We start from the raw sequence: 15,994 nt of genomic DNA, 5'->3' as shown, positions 1-15,994 counted from the left end.
GCTCCCCCTCCTACGCTCGCCCTTTCGATCATGGAGATCGCGGCAAAGGTGATCGATCAGATGCAACCGTCCCGACCTCGGCTCAGTGCCCTTTCGCGATCAGCTCAGACAGCTGATTGCCAGATGCCGACTCGGACGAAATGGAGCAGTGGGTCGGGGGGGACCGCGCGGGACGACTGGGAGGCGTTGGGTCGTATCCCTACGAGGACCTCGCCCGTCGTTTCATGACATCCTCGCCCCACTGCTCCGACGTCGTGCTGCGCGGTCTCCCCACGGCGCAGCGCGAGGGCGGAGCCCTCGCTTGCCGGGGAGCGGCCGAGCGGAGCGAGGGCCTTCAGGGGTCGGGGCTCCGGCCCGACTGGAAGAACAGCCCGAACCCCCAGGCGCGAAGCGCCCCACCGTGAGGCCCTTTGCGATGGGTTAGCCGGCCTTGCGGTCGACCGGGGAGGTGAGGCCGGCCACGGCGGCCACGACCTCCGAGGCGTTCGACAGGTCCGGGAGCACCACGTCCGCTCCCGCCTCGCGGAGCTCCGCCGCCGTCGAGCGGCCCGACGCCACCGCCACCATCGCCGCGCCGCCGATGCGCGCGGCCTGGACGTCGCGGGTGGAGTCGCCGATCAGGACGGTGTTCGCGGCCGTGAACGGCGTGCCGTACCGCTGCCTGGCCCGGCCCTGGGCCACCTGCAGCAGCGTCGCCTTGGGGTAGACCTCCTCGCCGTAGCCGCCTAAGTCGAACTGGACGTACTTGTCCAGGCCGAACGCCTGGAGCTTGTGCACCGCGTTGCCCTTGATCGTGCCCGTGAGCACCGACTGGACGACGCCGTCGAGCCTCGACACCGCCTTCAGCGCGTCCTTGGCGCCGGGGAGCATCCGGCCCTCCTTGGCCAGCCGCTTGCGCCGGTCGGCGAAGGCGACGGCGAGCGCGGCGAGGAACCTGGGCAGGTGGTCGTCCTCGGCGACGATCCCGTTGACGGCGAGCGTCTCGAAGACGATCTCCGAGTCGGGCCGCCCCATGGCGGGGGCGAGTTTGACCAGCGGCCGCCCCGTGACCCGCCGGAAGGCCTCGGCGTAGGCGTCCCTGGTGACGATCGCGACGTCGACCAGGGTCAGGTCGACGTTCCAGAGCACGAGACGGTTGATGGCGTCCTCCCTCAGAAGTACGCCGCCAGAGTACGGCTAGCTGGCGCGATGCATAAGCGGGCGGGGCGATTTAGGCATGATTGAGCGCTTCGGCCAGCGTGTCGACGACCGGCCACCCCGTCGCCTCCAGCGCCTCGCGCGGCGTCATCCCACCCGTGTAGAGCACCGCCCTCGCCCCCACGTAAGTGGCCGCCACCCCGTCGTCGACGCTGTCGCCGATCACCAGGACCTGCGCGGGGTCGACGCTGAGCGCGGCGATGTGGGTGGCCATGTGCTCGGCCTTCTCCCCGCCCGTCGTTCCCGTCAGTCCGTCGACCCTGGAGAAGTGGCCGTCGATGCCGAAGGAGGTGATCGTGGGGACCAGGTGGTCGTGCGGGGCCATCGAGCACAGCGACTGGGTACCCGTCCAGCTCTTGAGCGAGTACTCCGCGTCGGGCGCGAGGCCGCAGGCCGCCATGAGCCGGAAGTAGTTGTCGTGGAAGCCCCTGTCGAGCTCCTCCCACTCGCCCTCCATCAGCGCCCGGCCGAGCATGCGCTCGTAGGCCAGCCACACCGGGCGGGTGTAGACGGCCCTGAACCCGTCGGCGGTGAGACCCGGCAGGCCGTACGGCTTGAACACCTCGTTGGTGGCGCCCACGACGGCGTCGATGTCGTGAAAGAGAGTTCCGTTCCAGTCCCACACGATGTGTTGCGTCATGTCGTCCATTGTCCGGTCTGGATAAGGCCGAGGGCGAACCGATATCGCGCCGGCTCAGCCGAGGAGGTCGGGGATCTCCTGAGTGGCGTACCACATCAGCTCGTGCGCCTCGGCGCCGTCGACGGTGAACCTGGCGTCGGCGTCGCCGCCGTCCGCGGCGGGCAGCGCGACGATGGCGGCCTCGACGTCCTCGGCCGCTTCGCCGTCGTCGATGTGGACGGCGGCGACCTTGGCCATCGGCACCGACTCCGCCACCCGTACCCTCGCCCGCTCCTCCAGGTCGACGCCCATGGAGAGGACGGCCTCCGGCACCTCGACCGCTATGACCACGCGGCGGGGGGCGGCGGCGACGCCGTCGGCCCGGTCGGCGGCGAGCATGCGCAGCGAGGCGCGGGCCGCCTCGGTCAGCGCCACGTACTCCAGCTCCTCGGTGTCGCCTGAGGCGTACCACTCGGTCAGCGCGGGGGTGACCGCGTAGCCGGTCAGCGGGGCTGGACCGAGCTCTCCCTCGGCCGCCGCGCGGGCCAGCGCGGGAAGGGTGCTCGGCAGGTATACGCGCATCGGGAACCTTTCACGACGGTCAGGGGAACCATCATCGCAGGGGGATGCGCAGCAGCGTCTCCAGCTCGGCGATGGTCGTGTCAGGGTCGACGTGGTGGATGGCGGCGATCCCCAGCTCACGCGCCGCGGCGATGTTGACCTCGATGTCGTCGATGAAGACGCACTCGGGCCCGGACAGCCCGATGAGGCCGAGGGCGTGCTGGAAGATGCGCGGCTCGGGCTTGCGCATGCCGATCTCGCCGGAGATGACGACGGCGTCGAAGATCTCGTCCCAGCCGTCGCGCGGGTACTCGTTGGCCCACGAGTTGGAGAGCAGGCAGGTCTTGACGCCTGCCGTACGGGCCTTGAGCAGCATGTCGTACATCGCGTCGACCCGCTGGAAGCCCAGGAACATCCGGCCGAGCAGTCCCTCGGCGATCGGCGGCGTGCCGTCGACGGTGCGCAGCCTGGCGGCGAGGTCGCGCTCGAACTCGGCGGCGGTGATCTCGCCGCGCTCGAGGGCGTGGACGGCGCTCTCCTGGCGGAGCAGTTCGCGCATGACCGTGCGGTAGTGCTCGCCGTCGAGACGGTCGGCCGCGATCCAGGTGGCGACGGCCTCCGACATGCTCGTGGTGAGCACGCCACCCCAGTCGATCAGGACTCCCTTGACCATGGGGTGCAGCCTATATCCCCTGAATGGAGCTGGTTTCCCTCGATACGGTGACTTTCCGGAAAGCACGCCGACCGCGGGACCAGCTAGCGGGCGGCGCGCTCGATCCTGGCCGCCAGCCTGCGGTGCTCGGCCGAGCGCAGCACCTCGGCGGCCTGCGCGGCCGAGGCGACGGGGGCCGCCTTGAGGAAGCCGCGCTTCTGGCGCAGCTCGAGGAGCCTGGTCACCGACTGGTCGAGGCGCTGCTGCGAGATGCGGCCCGACTTCACCGCCGCCAGCACCGCGCCGTAGGCCTTGGGGAGGCTGGGCGGCATGAGCAGCAGGTCGGCGCCCGCGAGCACGGCCCGCACGGCGACCTCGCCGTCGCTGTACTTCTTCCGCACGCCCTCCATGTTGAGCGCGTCGGTCGAGACGACGCCGTCGAAGCCGAGCTTGTCGCGCAGCAGCCCGGTCAGGATCGGCTTGGACAGCGTGGCGGGCTCGCCCGAGGAGTCGAGCTTGGGCATGACGATGTGCGCGCTCATGACCGCGTCGACGTTGGCGCCGATCGCCGCCTTGAACGGCGGGGCGTCCATCGTCGCCCACTGCGCCCTGGTGTGTTTGATCACCGGCAGGCCGGTGTGGCTGTCGGTCCTGGTGTCGCCGTGTCCGGGGAAGTGCTTGGCCGTGGCGGCGACACCGGCGTCGTGGAAGCCCTTCACCGACGCGGCGACCATCTGGGCGACGCGCGAGGGGTTGTCGCCGAAGGCGCGCTTGCCGATGACCGGGTTCCTGGGATCGATGTTGACGTCGGCCACGGGCGCGAAGTCGAGGTTGACGCCGAGCGCCTTCAGCTCGGCCCCGGTGGCCTTCGCCGCCTCGCGGGCGAGCCCGGTGTCGCGGGTGGCGCCGACGACGGAGGCGCCGGGGAGATCCGTGACCAGCGCGGACATCCGCGAGACCAGGCCGTTCTCCTGGTCGGTGCCGATCAGGAGCGGCACGCTCTTCGACGCCTTCTGCAGGCCGTTGGTCAGCGAGACGACCTGGGGGACGCTCTTGATGTTGCCGGGGAAGAGGATCACCCCGCCGAGGTGGTACTTGGCGATCACCTTCGCGGGCGTGCTGGCGCCGAACGCGCTCTGGTTGCCCTCGGCGGCGCTGTCGGCGGAGGTGCCGTGCAGGACGGGCATGAACAGCTGGCCGACCTTCTCCTCCACGCTCATCGCCGCCAGCGCCTGCCGTACGGTGTCGGGGCGGGTGCTCGCGGCCGCGGGCGGGGGCGACGCGGGGACGGACGAGGCGGGCTTGGCTGAGGCGGGGGGCGCGACGGAGGTCGCGGATCCCGCCGCGGAACCCACGCTTCCTGACGCCCCTCCGCAGGCCACCAGGGTGCTGGTCGCGATCATCAGGACGCCTGCACTGCGGATGCCTCGAACCATGCCCTCCAAGCTATCGGCCGTATCGGGGTGTTGCGGCCGACTCGACGCTCATCCGGCGGCTACAGGCCGAGTGCGTCCAGCCCGGGAAGAGCCGCGCGAGCCGCCGCCCGCGCCCCCGCCGCCGTGCTCTGCGCCCTGGCGTCCGCGGCCGCGGCCCTGCACTGCGCCAGCGTGTGCCCCGCCAGCCCGGCCCGTACGGCAGGCAGCGCGGGAGCGCTCATCGACAGCGTCGCCACACCCAGCCCGACCAGCACGCACGCCAGCACGGGATCGGCCGCCGCCTCGCCGCACACCCCGCAGGGCGTGCCGTGCTCGCCCACCGCCGCGGCGATCAGGTCGAGCAGCGCGGGCTGCCAGGCGTCCTGCAGCGCGCTCAACGCGCCCACCTGGCGGTCGGCCGCGAACGTGTACTGCGCCAGGTCGTTGGTGCCGATCGAGAAGAAGTCCACGGCCGCGGCCAGATCCCGCGCGCGCAGTGCCGCCGCGGGAATCTCGATCATCACGCCGGCCGAATGCAGCCCCCTGGCCCTGCACGCCTCGGTGAACCAGGTCGCCTCCTCCACCGTGGCCACCATCGGTGCCATCACCTGCAGCTCGGCGGGCAGCCCCACGGCCGCTCGCGCCAGCGCGTCGAGCTGCTCGGCCATCACCTCGGGATGCGCTCTGAACAGCCGCAGGCCCCGCTCGCCGAGCGCCGGGTTCGGCTCCTCGCCCTGGTGCGGCAGGAACGCCAGCGGCTTGTCGGCGCCCGCGTCGAGCGTGCGGACCACGACCTTTCCGCGGGGGAAGGCCTCCAGCACGGCGCGGTAGGCCGTCTCCTGCTCGGCCCCCGTCGGCGGCTGCCTCCTGTCGAGGAAGAGGAACTCCGTGCGGTAGAGCCCGACGCCCTCCGCGCCGTGCTCCAGCGCCCCCTTCACCTCGCCCGGCCCGCCGATGTTGGCCAGCAGCGGCACGGCGTGCCCGTCGGAGGTCCCGCCGGGACCCGTCGCAGCCCCGATCGCCCGGTCCCTCGCCGCCGCGCGCCGGCGGGCCTCGGCCACCTCCCGCTCGCCGGGATCGACGGTGACCGTGCCGGCCGCGCCGTCCACCAGCACGCGGACACCGGGCGTCAGCGTTGTCGCGCCGCGCGCCGCCACCACCGCGGGCACGCCCATCGCCCGCGCCAGGATCGCGGTGTGGCTGGTCGGGCCGCCCTCCTCCGTCACGAAGGCGGCCACGACTTCCTTGGACAGCAGCGCCGTGTCGGCGGGCGCCAGATCCCTCGCCACCAGCACGTACGGCTCGGCCGCCACATCCGGCACGCCGGGCATCGGCCGCCCGGTCAGCACGGCGATCGTGCGGTCCCTGATGTCGTCGAGGTCGGCGGCCCGCTCGCCCAGATAGCCGCCCGCCGAGGTCAGCAGGTCGCGGTAGGTGCCGAACGACTCGTAGACCGCCCTGGCCGCGGCCGTGCCCTGATCGATCAGCGCGTCGACGCCCACGGCCAGGCCGGGGTCGCGGGCCATCATCGCCTGGGCGGCGAGCACGTCCTTGGCCTCGCCGCCGGCCCTGATGCCACGCGCCTCCAGGTCGCTCGCGACCTTCTCCAGCGCGGCGTGCGCCCGCGCCTTCTCCTGATCCGCGTCGCCCGTGTAGGTGGCGCCCTCGGGGGGTTCGGGCACCGAAGCGATCAGCACGTAGACGGGGCCGTGCCCGATACCCGGGCTCACCCCCACCCCCGCGACGGTCATGGCGCCGATGCGATCGCGGCGAGCTCGTCGAGCAGTTCCTCCGCGCCCTCACCCTCGGCCCTGATCACAACCGTCTCGCCCTGGCGCACGTCGAGCCCCATCACCATGAGGATGCTCTTGGCGTTGACGGGCTCGCCGCCCGGCTTGGCCACGGTGACGTCGATGCTCGCCTTCGCCGCCGCCTGCACGAACGTCGCCGCCGGTCGGGCGTGCAGGCCGACCTCCGCCTCGACGGTCACCTTGCGCTCGGCCATTGGGGATCCTCCTAGTGTGCCGGTCCAGACCAGCTGGACTCAGGAAAACGGGGGCCAGCCGACCGCGGTCAGATCAGCGACCACGAGGTCGGCGTCGGCCAGGTCCTCGCCGGCGTGGGTGGTGGCCACTCCCACGCACTTCATACCCGCCGCTTTCGCCGCGGATATCCCCGCCACCGAGTCCTCGAAGACTACGCAATCATCAGGTTTCACCCTCAGCCGGGCGGCGGCCAGGAGGAACCCCGCGGGGTCGGGCTTGCCGACCTCCACGTCCTCCGCCGTCACGAGCACCTCGAACAGGTGCCTGACCCCGACCTGGTCGAGACGCGTCTCCGCCCACTCGCGGCGGGCGGAGGTCACCAGGCCGATGCGCGAGCCGTACGCGGAGACCTTGCGGACCAGTTCGGCGGCCCCCGGAACGGGGGCGACATCGGGCAGGTCAGGATGGTCGTCATAGCTGAACACCTCGGCGATCAGCTGCTCCACGTCGTGGCCGGGGAAGATCTCAGGGAGCACGTCACGGCCCCTGCGCCCCATGAAAACGGCCACGTCGTGGTCGAGGTCGTGGTTGTCGAGCAGCATCTGCCAGATCACCCTGTTGCGCCGCTCGGTGTCGATCAGCGTGCCGTCGAGGTCGAACAGGGCCACGGCACGCACCCGTCCCCGCTTCGGATCTACGCCCATTGGAAGAGCTCGTCCCCCACGTGGACGGGTCCGTGAGCCATCTCGGTCACCGACTCCGCCCTGGCGTCGAGCGCCACCACCGGGCAGACGGGCGAGCGCCCGCCCGCCTCGATCACGGCGGGGTCCCACGCCACGACCGGCTGGCCCGCGCTGACCCTGTCGCCTTCGGCCGCCAGCAGCCTGAAGCCCTCGCCCTTGAGCTGGACCGTGTCGATGCCCAGGTGGACCAGCACGCCCCTGCCGTCGTCCCCCACGATGACGTAGGCGTGCGGATGCAGCTTCATGATCTTCCCGTCGATCGGCGCCACAGCCTTTCCCGGCCCCCGCTCCGGATCGATCGCCGTTCCCGGCCCCACCATGCCCGCCGAGAACACCGGATCGGGCACGGCGCCCAGCCCGACCGCGGCCCCGTCAACCGGGGCGAGAACGCTGGTCATTGGTCCCCCCTGCAGCAGAGCGCCGGCGGCGGGGGGACCCCGCCGCCGGCGCTCTAGCCGATGATGTCCTCGATGTCGCTGGCGATCGTGTCGGCCTCGGGACCGACCACGACCTGGACGACGTTGCCCGCGGCCATCACCCCGTGAGCCCCTGCGGCCTTGAGCGCCGCCTGGTCGACCTTGGAGGCATCGTGCACCTCGGTGCGCAGCCGCGTGATGCACGGCTCTATCTCGATGATGTTGGCCGCACCACCGAGCCCGGCGATGATCGCGTTCGCGTCCGCCGCCATGTGGTCCTCCCTCGTCGTTACGTCTCTGTGACCAGGCTAAACGATCGTGGGCGATCAGTCGGTCTGGGTCACCTTGTTGAGGCCGCGCGGCGCGTCAGGGTCGATGCCGAGCCGCCGGGCGAGGGCCTCGGTGAGCAGCTGACCCGGGACGATCAGGCCCATCGGGGCGACCCATTCGGGCAGGTCGGGGCCGTTCAGCGCGGCCGTACCCGCCTTGGCCAGCGCCGCGCCGCCGCCCACCGTGAAGGCCGCCGCGCCGGCGCCGACCACGCGCTCGGCCAGCGCGACCGTGCCGGCCAGCGTCGGGCTGTTCTCCGCCGCGACCAGCAGCGCGGGGGTGTCCTCGTCGACCACGGCGATCGGGCCGTGCAGCAGATCGGCGTACGAGAGGCCCATGGCGTGCAGGTAGCAGGCCTCTTTGAGCTTCAGCGCGGTCTCCAGCGCGGTGGAGAAGGCCAGGCCGCGGCCCGAGACGACCACACCGTGCTTGTCGGCCAGCCCCTCGACGACCGCGTCGAGGTCGCCCGGCTCGGCGATCAGCTTCTCGACCGCGTCGGGCACCCGCTGCAGGTCGGCGGCGTCCACGTCGGCGCCGAGGCCCAGCGCGAGCACGGCCAGCGCCGCCAGCTGCGTGGTGTAGGTCTTGGTGGCGGGGACCGCCTTCTCCTCGCCGGCGAGCGTGACCAGCGCGAGGTCGGCCGCCTGGGCCAGCGGGCTGTCCTCGCCGCCGTTGGTGATGCCGACGGTCCTGGCGCCGCACTCCTTGGCCCAGGTCAGCGTCTCGACGATCTCCTCGGTCTTGCCGGACTGGGAGATCGCCACGGCCAGCACGCCGTCGAGGTCGAGCTTGCGCCTGTAGGTGGTGGCGATGGAGGGGGCGGCCAGCGCCGACAGGCGGCCCGCGTGCGATTCCACCAGGTAGCGGCCGTAGACTGCGGCGTTGTCGGAGGTTCCGCGCGCGATGAACAGCAGCTGCCGGGTCTGCTCGCCGAGCGCCTTGACCTCGCCGACTCGGGGGAGCAAGGAGTCCAGGGTGGCCCGCAGCGCGGCCGGCTGCTCGGCGATCTCGCTGCGCATTCTCGTGGTCATCTTGTCCCCATCGCTTGACTCCTATTTCCGGCATGTGGTCTAGTCCGGACTAGACCAGTACGAACCATAGCTCATCAGCCAAGGTCAGATCGAGGGGAGGATCCGTGGCGCATATCGATCCGGACAGCCCGGTGCCCAAGTACTTCCAGCTCCGCGAGATCCTGCTGGATCTCATAGACAGCAACGAGCTCAGCATCGGCGCGGCGATCCCGTCCGAGCGCGAGCTCTGCCAGCGCTTCGGCCTGTCGCGGATGACCGTCCGCCAGGCCGTCGACCATCTGGTCTCCGAAGGACGCCTGCACCGGGTGCCGGGCAAGGGGACGTTCGTCGCCAGGCCGAAGATCGAGCTGGCCCTCCAGCTCACCTCCTTCACCAACGACATGCGCGCCCGGGGCCTCGAACCCGGCTCGCGCGACCTCGACAGACGCATCGTGCGCGCGAGCGCGCACCTGGCCAAGGAGCTGGGGATCCAGCCGGGAGAGGAGGTGCACTTCATCGAGCGGCTGCGGACCGCCGACGGTGAACCGCTGTCGATCGAGCGCGCGCACATCCCCGTCTCCCTGGCGCCCGACCTGGCCGACCACGACCTCACGGGGCGCTCGCTGTACCAGTTGCTCGAGCAGCGCTACGGGATCGTCATGGACGCGGGCGAGCTGACCATCGACGGCGGCCTCGCCGATCCCAGCGACGCCGACCTGCTGAAGCTGCCGCGCGGAGGGGCGGTGCTGCTGTTGCAGCGACGCTCGTTCGCGGGTGGGGTCTGCGCCGAACTCGGGGTCTCCACCTACCGGGCCGATCGGTACCAGTTGCGCACCATGCTGGAGATTCCTACCCGTCGCGGCTGACCGGTCTGCGCGGGTACGGCATGCTACGTGCTACGCCACGACCCCGTTCCCCTTCCCCCCGACCATCCGGAGGAACGACCGGTGAACGACTCCGCCGCGATCCCTTCGCCGTTCGCCCGCGTCATGGCCGTGCTCCAGCGCCTGGGCCGCTCGCTCATGCTGCCCATCGCGGCCCTTCCCGCCGCGGCGCTGTTATTGCGCGTCGGCCAGCCCGACATGCTCGGCTCCAACGGCGCCGACCCCGGCGGTCTGGCCGACGTGGCCGGTTTCACCTGGATGACGCACGTCGCCGCGGTGCTCGGCGCCGCTGGAGAGGCCCTGCTGGAGAACCTGCCGCTGCTGTTCGCGGTCGGGGTGGCGATCGGGTTCGCCCGCAAGGGGGACGGCTCGACCGCGCTGGCGGCCGTGGTGGGCTACCTCGTCTTCGACCGCGTCAGCAAGGTCATGTTCTTCGACTCGGCGATCCGCGACACGGTCCTGATCCGCCAGGCCGAGGACCAGGGGGTCACCGAGGTCGTCAACTACGGCATCCAGAACCCGACCAAGGTGCTCGGCGGCATCCTGATCGGCCTGGTGACCGCGATCCTCTGGCAGCGTTTCCACCGCATCAAGCTGCCGTCGTGGCTGGCCTTCTTCGGCGGCCGCCGCTTCGTGCCCATCGTCACCTCCATCGCGGCCCTGGTGCTGGGCGTGCTGATCGGCTGGATCTGGCCGGTGCTCGGCGGCTGGATCGGCGAGGCGGGCAAGGCGCTGGCCGACGCGGGGGCCGTGGGGACGGGCCTGTACGGGTTCTTCAACCGCCTGCTCGTGCCGCTCGGCCTGCACCACTTCGTCAACTCGATCGTCTGGTACGTCGTCCCCGAGTGCCAGGTCGGCGGGCGCACCCTGGCCGGCGACTGGAACTGCTACTTCGGCGGCGACCCGAACGCGGGCGAGTTCATGGCCGGCTTCTTCCCGATCATGATGTTCGCCCTGCCCGCCGCCGCCCTGGCCATCTGGCGCGCGGCCCTGCCGGGCAAGCGGAAGGCCGTGGGCGGCATCATGCTCTCGGCCGCGCTGGCCTCCTTCGTCACGGGCATCACCGAGCCGATCGAGTTCGCGTTCCTGTTCGTCGCTCCGGTGCTGCTGGTGGCGCACGCCGTCCTCACCGGCATCGCGATGGCGGTGACCACGCTGATCGGCGGACAGCTCGGCTTCGGCTTCTCGGCGGGGCTGCTCGACATGCTGCTGAACGCGAGCAAGTCCAACACGCACAACCTCGTGGGCATCCTGGTCGTCGGGGTGATCTACGGCGCGGTGTACTACGTCGTGTTCAGCTTCCTGATCAGGCGGCTGAACATCATGACCCCGGGACGGGAGCCCGAGGTGGACGTCGACTCCGGCGAGAGCGCCGCCCCCGCCAAACCCGCCACCGGCTGACCCGGCCCCGCCAAGCCCGCGTTTCCCCAGGACAGCGCGTGGTAGATATCCGGCATCCCCCGTGAGCAGCTGCCGGGGGAGTCGGGATGAGCGCAACGGCCGCCGAGGGCGGCGCATCGTTCTGGTCGTCGGCGTTCGCCGTGCTGCAGCGCATCGGCCGGTCGCTGATGATGCCCATCGCGGTCCTGCCCGCCGCCGGTCTGCTGCTCAGGTTCGGCCAGGACGACCTGCTCGGCCGTACCGACAACGCCTTCCTCGACAAGGTGGCCTCGATCTTCGCCGCCGCCGGGGGCGCGCTCTTCGACAACCTGCCGCTGCTGTTCGCGATCGGTGTGGCCATCGGGTTCGCCAAGAAGGCGGACGGCTCGACCGCGCTCGCCGCCCTCGTCGGCTACCTCGTCTTCGACCAGGTCACCAGGCGGATGTTCTTCGACTCCACCAGCGAAGCGGTCAAGACGAAGGTCACCCTCACCCTGCAGGACGGCTCGGCGGTCATCAACCAGGCGGCCTCCGCCCAGCCGACAGGGGTGCTGGGCGGCATCATGATCGGCCTGGTGGCCGCCGTGCTGTGGCAGCGCTACTACCGGATCAAGCTTCCCAGCTGGCTCGCCTTCTTCGGCGGCAGGCGCTTCGTCCCGATCGTCACCGCCGTTGCGGCGCTCGCCCTCGGCGTGCTCTTCGGGCTCATCTGGCCGCCCATCGGCACCGCGCTCACCAGCTTCGGCGACTGGCTGGCCACCCACGCCGCGCTCGGCGCCGGCGTCTACGGCGTGGCCAACCGGCTCCTGATCCCCCTGGGCCTGCACCACTTCGTCAACTCGATCGTCTGGACCGTCATCCCCGAGTGCACCGTCAACGGCGTGCACGCGGCGGGCGACCTCAAGTGCTACGCGATCGGCCAGGACGGCGCGGGCATCTTCATGACCGGCTTCTATCCCGTGCTGATGTTCGGCATCCCCGGCGCCGCGCTGGCGATCTGGCGGGCGGCCCCGCGGCACAAGCGCGCGGCGGTGGGCTCCATCATGATGGGCGGCGCGCTGACCGCGTTCGTCACGGGGATCACCGAGCCGGTGGAGTTCGCGTTCATCTTCGTCGCGCCGATGCTGTTCGTCGTCCACGCGCTGCTCACGGGCGCGTCGATGGCGCTGCTCGCGACGCTGGACACCCGGCTCGGCTTCAACTTCTCCGCGGGCGTCATCGACATGCTGCTCAACGCCACCAAGTCCAACACGCACGGGCTGGTGCTGATCATCCTGATCGGGCTGGCCTACTTCGTCCTGTACTACCTGCTGTTCAGCTTCCTGATCCGCAGGTTCGACATCCTCACTCCCGGGCGGGAGCCCGACGACGACACCACCCCCAGCACCTCTGGGGCCGGACCGGCGTGACGGGGCCTGCCGTACGGGCGGGAAATGAACCGTCCGGAAAGGATTCGGCGCGGCCCTCGAGCGGCGAGCGCTCGCCTGAATACGGGAAGAGCTGGGCGCCAACCGATCCAACTTCGCGCGATCTTCTTCGTTGATCGCCGCAAAAGGCCGCAGGGCAGCGCGAAGTTGGCGGGCGAAGTATCTGGGCGTGGGACCGAAAACTCCTTATAGCGATGTTCTCCCCCATGAGGCTGGAGGTTTCATGCCATCCCGGCTGCGCCCCGTTTCGCTGCCCCACGTCACCCTCACTCCCGTCCCCGACCCGCCGTACGACGGGGACCGTCGCGTCTCCGCGGCCACCACCGACGGCGCCCTCGCCCTCGCGCCCGCCCAACCGAGCCCGCTGGTCTGGGGGCCGCCCGGATCCATCCCCGACGAGCGCCACCTGCGCCACCTCGGCCAGGCGCTCGCCGAGGTCCTCACCGGCCGCCGCCCGCCCGAGACGGTCGCCGACCGTCTCGCCGACCGCGCCTACGCCGAGCTCGTCCGCGCGGGACGGATGATCAGAACCGCCAGCCGCCCGCTCGTCGGCCGCCCGCACGTCACGCAGCCCAAGGAAGGGGCGGTCGAGATGTGCCTGCTCGTGCACTGCGGCGAGCGCCATCACGTCCTGGCCGTCCGCCTCGAACGCCGCGGCGTCCAGTGGGTCTGCACCGACTTCGAGACCGCCTGACCGCGCCTTCACCGGACGGCGACGCACCCGGGCCATCGCAAGGGGTTGACTGCCTTGCAACATGTGCGTAACCATCCCACATACCGCAAATCTCATGCAATGGAGACAGGGTGGCTTCCGATCAGAGCAATAATCAGAGCGTGGAACGGGCGATCTCCGTCCTGCGGGTGTTCCTGAGCGGCCGGCCCGAGCTGCGCGTGTCGGATGTCGCCAAGGCCACGGGGCTCGGCACCTCGACCGCCTCACGGCTGCTGGCCACGCTGGAGACTCTGGAGTTCGTCGAACGCGACGAGCTCAGCGGCCTGTACCGCCTGGGCACCGCGCCGATCACGCTCGGCGGGGTCGCGCTCAACCAGAACCCCGTGCACCGCGAGGCCCGCCAGGTGGCGCAGGACCTCGCGGCCGCCCTGGGGCTCGGCGTGAACGTGGCGATCCGGCGCGGCGACTCCATGTTCTACCTGCTGAACTTCGAGGGCAGGCTGGCGCCCAGGTCGTTCGTGCTGACCGGTCAGCGCAAGCCGCTGTACGCCACGGGCATCGGCAAGTGCCTGCTGCTCGGCCTGAGCGCGCAGGAGCGTCGCGAACTGCTGCCCGAGTCCTCGATGCAGCCGTTCACGCCGCGGACGGTCCCCACCCACGACCGGCTCGACGAGGAACTGGCCGCGGTGCTCGGCCGGGGCTACGCCAGCGAGGTCGAGGAGCTGGCGTTCGGCCGCGCGTGCGTCGCCGCGCCGATCCGCGACCAGGCCCGCGCGGTCGTCGCGGCGATCTCCATCTCCGGTCCGCTGTCGGCGATGGACCTGCCCGCCAGAGAGGCGGAGCTGGCCCGCACGGTCATCGAGACGGCCGACTCCATCAGCATCGGCCTGGGCTACGTCGGCCCCGTCCACGCCTTCGCCGCGAGCCCGGCATGAACACCAGGAAGCTGTCCGACGGGCAGTTCGCCTGGCTGCTGATGATCCCGGGGCTCGCGCTGTTCCTCGCGATCATCGCCTATCCGCTGGCGTCGGCGCTGGTCACCGGGTTCTTCGAGCAGAGCCTCGTCCGCCCTGGCCGTGCCTTCGCCGGTCTCTCCAACTTCGCCGACGTGCTCGGCGGCGACTTCTGGCCGGTGCTGCGCAACACGCTGGTGTTCACGATCGGCGCCACGCTCATCCCCTTCGTGATCGGCTACGCGCTGGCCCTGGCCCTCAACTCGGGCATCAGGGGCAGCGGATTCCTGCGCGGCCTGTTCCTCTTTCCCTGGGTGATCCCCGGCGTCGTGGTGTCCTTCCTCTGGCTGTGGATCTTCAACGCCAACTACGGCGTGCTCAACGGCGTGCTGATGGAGCTCGGGTTCATCGAGACGACGGTGTCGTGGCTCGGCCAGCCGGTCACGGCGATGATCGCGGTGATCGTCACCAAGACCTGGGCCAGCTTCCCCTGGATGATGGTGATGCTGCTGGCGGGCCTGCAGACGATGCCGAAGGAACTGCACGAGGCGGCCTCGGTCGACGGGGCGGGCGCCGTCCGCAGGTTCAGGTCGGTCACGCTGCCGCACATGAAGGGCATCGCGGGCATCGTGCTGCTGCTGGAGTTCATCTGGAACTTCCAGCACTTCGACACGATCTACGTGCTCACCGGCGGCGGGCCCGCGGGCGCCACCAAGACGTTCGCCGTGGCGGTCTACGACACCGCCTTCAAGGGCTTCGACCTGGGTCACGCCACCGCGCTCGGCGGGCTGTGGATGCTGCTGCTGCTCGTGCTCGTGGCCTTCTACCTGCGACGCGAGACGAAGGAGCGCTCATGACCGCGACCCTGACCAGGACGGCCACCGTGTCGCGGCGCCAGGTGAAGGCGCGGCGCAGGCCCGACCAGGTCCGCTCGCGCCTGGCCGCGTGGATCGCGGTCGTCCTCATCGGCCTGTTCGGCATGCTGCCCGTCTACTGGCTGGTCGCGACCGCGTTCACGCCCGACGACCGGGCCTTCAGCTTCCCGCCCTCGCTGTTCCCCACCGAGATCACCTTCGACCACTTCGCCAACCTCGCCGAAAATGAGCAGCTGTTCGGTTACCTGGTGAACAGCGTGATCGTCTCGGTGGTCACGGCCGTGCTCAGCGTGGTCATCTCCGCGTACATGGCCTACGCCTTCTCCAAGTTCCGCTACCGGGGCCGCAAGTCGCTCATGCACCTGGTGCTGGCCTCGCAGATGTTCCCTCAGGCACTGCTGCTGGTCACGCTCTACGCCGTGTTCAGCGCCTCGGGGCTGCTGGGCAGCTACACGGCGCTGATCCTCTCGTTCACCACGTTCACGCTGCCGCTGTGCGTGTGGATGCTCAAGGGGATCTTCGACACGGTCCCCAGCTCGCTGATGGAGGCCGCGGCGATCGACGGGGCCTCCCGGTTGCGCACGCTGCACCAGATCGCGCTGCCGCTGGCCGCTCCCGGCCTGGTGGCGGCCGGACTGTTCGCCTTCGTCAGGGCGTGGAACGACTTCGTCTTCGCCCTCACCCTGACCGACCCCGACCGCCAGACGCTGCCGCCCGGCCTCGTGCACACCTACCTCGGGGAGTTCCAAACCGCCTGGCCAGACCTCATGGCCGCGTCCTTCGTCGTCTCCCTCCCTGTCATCGCCGCGTTCATGTTCCTGCAGCGATACCTGGTCGGCGGGCTCACGGCGGGCGCGGTCAAGGGCTGACCCCC

At 70.7% G+C, this 15,994-nt stretch carries 18 protein-coding genes; 7 read left to right on the top strand and 11 right to left on the bottom strand.

Annotated features, from left to right (window positions below; all coding sequences use genetic code 11):
* Positions 1-420 precede the first annotated feature (420 nt).
* From H4W81_RS42360 to H4W81_RS42310, 11 genes are all read right to left on the bottom strand, one after another.
* Positions 421-1,128 (bottom strand): HAD family hydrolase, encoded by a 708-nt coding sequence (locus tag H4W81_RS42360; protein WP_192779940.1) that lies wholly within the window; start codon positions 1,126-1,128, stop codon positions 421-423.
* Between the two features lie 82 nt (positions 1,129-1,210).
* Entirely contained in the window at positions 1,211-1,837 is a 627-nt protein-coding gene (locus tag H4W81_RS42355) for an HAD family hydrolase (RefSeq protein WP_192779939.1), read from the bottom strand.
* A 54-nt stretch (positions 1,838-1,891) separates the two neighbouring features.
* A complete protein-coding gene (locus tag H4W81_RS42350) occupies positions 1,892-2,398 on the bottom strand; it encodes a DUF6912 family protein (protein ID WP_192779938.1) in 507 nt (168 codons plus the stop codon).
* Between the two features lie 31 nt (positions 2,399-2,429).
* Positions 2,430-3,050, bottom strand: a complete 621-nt coding sequence (locus tag H4W81_RS42345; RefSeq protein ID WP_192779937.1) for an HAD family hydrolase — start codon at positions 3,048-3,050, stop codon at positions 2,430-2,432.
* A gap of 83 nt (positions 3,051-3,133) precedes the next feature.
* Positions 3,134-4,465 carry a beta-N-acetylhexosaminidase gene (gene nagZ / locus H4W81_RS42340; RefSeq protein ID WP_192779936.1) on the bottom strand — a complete coding sequence of 444 codons (1,332 nt, stop codon included), beginning with the start codon at positions 4,463-4,465 and terminating at the stop codon, positions 3,134-3,136.
* 59 nt (positions 4,466-4,524) lie between these two features.
* Complete coding sequence (ptsP, locus tag H4W81_RS42335; protein WP_192779935.1) at positions 4,525-6,195, bottom strand: phosphoenolpyruvate--protein phosphotransferase; 1,671 nt, start codon at positions 6,193-6,195, stop codon at positions 4,525-4,527.
* Positions 6,192-6,449 carry an HPr family phosphocarrier protein gene (locus H4W81_RS42330; RefSeq protein WP_192779934.1) on the bottom strand — a complete coding sequence of 86 codons (258 nt, stop codon included), beginning with the start codon at positions 6,447-6,449 and terminating at the stop codon, positions 6,192-6,194. The genes ptsP and H4W81_RS42330 overlap by 4 nt, the downstream gene beginning before the upstream one ends.
* Positions 6,450-6,488: 39 nt before the next feature.
* Positions 6,489-7,097, bottom strand: a complete 609-nt coding sequence (locus H4W81_RS42325; protein ID WP_318782423.1) for an HAD family hydrolase — start codon at positions 7,095-7,097, stop codon at positions 6,489-6,491.
* Between the two features lie 26 nt (positions 7,098-7,123).
* Positions 7,124-7,570 (bottom strand): PTS sugar transporter subunit IIA, encoded by a 447-nt coding sequence (locus H4W81_RS42320; protein WP_192779932.1) that lies wholly within the window; start codon positions 7,568-7,570, stop codon positions 7,124-7,126.
* A gap of 53 nt (positions 7,571-7,623) precedes the next feature.
* Complete coding sequence (locus tag H4W81_RS42315) at positions 7,624-7,860, bottom strand: PTS sugar transporter subunit IIB (protein WP_192779931.1); 237 nt, start codon at positions 7,858-7,860, stop codon at positions 7,624-7,626.
* Between the two features lie 54 nt (positions 7,861-7,914).
* Positions 7,915-8,949, bottom strand: a complete 1,035-nt coding sequence (locus tag H4W81_RS42310) for an SIS domain-containing protein (protein ID WP_192779930.1) — start codon at positions 8,947-8,949, stop codon at positions 7,915-7,917.
* 104 nt (positions 8,950-9,053) lie between these two features.
* Here H4W81_RS42310 and H4W81_RS42305 point away from each other — a divergent pair, with 104 nt between their 5' ends.
* The 7 genes from H4W81_RS42305 (at position 9,054) to H4W81_RS42275 (ending at position 15,989) form a co-directional block, all read left to right on the top strand.
* Positions 9,054-9,794, top strand: coding sequence for a GntR family transcriptional regulator (locus H4W81_RS42305; RefSeq protein WP_192779929.1), 741 nt, complete (start codon positions 9,054-9,056; stop codon positions 9,792-9,794).
* Between the two features lie 81 nt (positions 9,795-9,875).
* Positions 9,876-11,213 (top strand): PTS transporter subunit EIIC, encoded by a 1,338-nt coding sequence (locus H4W81_RS42300; RefSeq protein WP_318782422.1) that lies wholly within the window; start codon positions 9,876-9,878, stop codon positions 11,211-11,213.
* Between the two features lie 86 nt (positions 11,214-11,299).
* Positions 11,300-12,601 carry a PTS transporter subunit EIIC gene (locus tag H4W81_RS42295; protein ID WP_192779928.1) on the top strand — a complete coding sequence of 434 codons (1,302 nt, stop codon included), beginning with the start codon at positions 11,300-11,302 and terminating at the stop codon, positions 12,599-12,601.
* Between the two features lie 241 nt (positions 12,602-12,842).
* Complete coding sequence (locus H4W81_RS42290) at positions 12,843-13,313, top strand: Rv3235 family protein (protein ID WP_192779927.1); 471 nt, start codon at positions 12,843-12,845, stop codon at positions 13,311-13,313.
* Between the two features lie 110 nt (positions 13,314-13,423).
* Positions 13,424-14,227: an IclR family transcriptional regulator gene (locus H4W81_RS49650; protein ID WP_192779926.1), complete on the top strand. Its 804-nt coding sequence runs from the start codon at positions 13,424-13,426 to the stop codon at positions 14,225-14,227.
* Positions 14,224-15,102 carry a carbohydrate ABC transporter permease gene (locus H4W81_RS42280; RefSeq protein ID WP_192779925.1) on the top strand — a complete coding sequence of 293 codons (879 nt, stop codon included), beginning with the start codon at positions 14,224-14,226 and terminating at the stop codon, positions 15,100-15,102. The genes H4W81_RS49650 and H4W81_RS42280 overlap by 4 nt, the downstream gene beginning before the upstream one ends.
* Entirely contained in the window at positions 15,099-15,989 is an 891-nt protein-coding gene (locus tag H4W81_RS42275) for a carbohydrate ABC transporter permease (RefSeq protein WP_192779924.1), read from the top strand. Before H4W81_RS42280 ends, H4W81_RS42275 begins: the two co-directional genes overlap by 4 nt.
* Positions 15,990-15,994: the final 5 nt, after the last annotated feature.

This window comes from Nonomuraea africana (assembly GCF_014873535.1).
Lineage (GTDB): Bacteria > Actinomycetota > Actinomycetes > Streptosporangiales > Streptosporangiaceae > Nonomuraea > Nonomuraea africana.
Note: the sequence above shows the minus strand (reverse complement) of the source record. Positions and strands in the feature narration are given on the sequence as shown.

Excerpts from the sequence above, each read along its gene's own strand:
- H4W81_RS42355 (WP_192779939.1), bottom strand. The coding sequence starts at position 1,837 with ATGACGCAACACATCGTGTGGGACTGGAACGGAACTCTCTTTCACGAC.
- ptsP (WP_192779935.1), bottom strand. The coding sequence starts at position 6,195 with ATGACCGTCGCGGGGGTGGGGGTGAGCCCGGGTATCGGGCACGGCCCC.
- H4W81_RS42320 (WP_192779932.1), bottom strand. The coding sequence starts at position 7,570 with ATGACCAGCGTTCTCGCCCCGGTTGACGGGGCCGCGGTCGGGCTGGGC.
- H4W81_RS42345 (WP_192779937.1), bottom strand. The coding sequence starts at position 3,050 with ATGGTCAAGGGAGTCCTGATCGACTGGGGTGGCGTGCTCACCACGAGC.
- H4W81_RS42275 (WP_192779924.1), top strand. The coding sequence starts at position 15,099 with ATGACCGCGACCCTGACCAGGACGGCCACCGTGTCGCGGCGCCAGGTG.
- nagZ (WP_192779936.1), bottom strand. The coding sequence starts at position 4,465 with ATGGTTCGAGGCATCCGCAGTGCAGGCGTCCTGATGATCGCGACCAGC.
- H4W81_RS42280 (WP_192779925.1), top strand. The coding sequence starts at position 14,224 with ATGAACACCAGGAAGCTGTCCGACGGGCAGTTCGCCTGGCTGCTGATG.
- H4W81_RS42310 (WP_192779930.1), bottom strand. The coding sequence starts at position 8,949 with ATGACCACGAGAATGCGCAGCGAGATCGCCGAGCAGCCGGCCGCGCTG.
- H4W81_RS42295 (WP_192779928.1), top strand. The coding sequence starts at position 11,300 with ATGAGCGCAACGGCCGCCGAGGGCGGCGCATCGTTCTGGTCGTCGGCG.
- H4W81_RS42350 (WP_192779938.1), bottom strand. The coding sequence starts at position 2,398 with ATGCGCGTATACCTGCCGAGCACCCTTCCCGCGCTGGCCCGCGCGGCG.
- H4W81_RS42330 (WP_192779934.1), bottom strand. The coding sequence starts at position 6,449 with ATGGCCGAGCGCAAGGTGACCGTCGAGGCGGAGGTCGGCCTGCACGCC.
- H4W81_RS42290 (WP_192779927.1), top strand. The coding sequence starts at position 12,843 with ATGCCATCCCGGCTGCGCCCCGTTTCGCTGCCCCACGTCACCCTCACT.
- H4W81_RS42315 (WP_192779931.1), bottom strand. The coding sequence starts at position 7,860 with ATGGCGGCGGACGCGAACGCGATCATCGCCGGGCTCGGTGGTGCGGCC.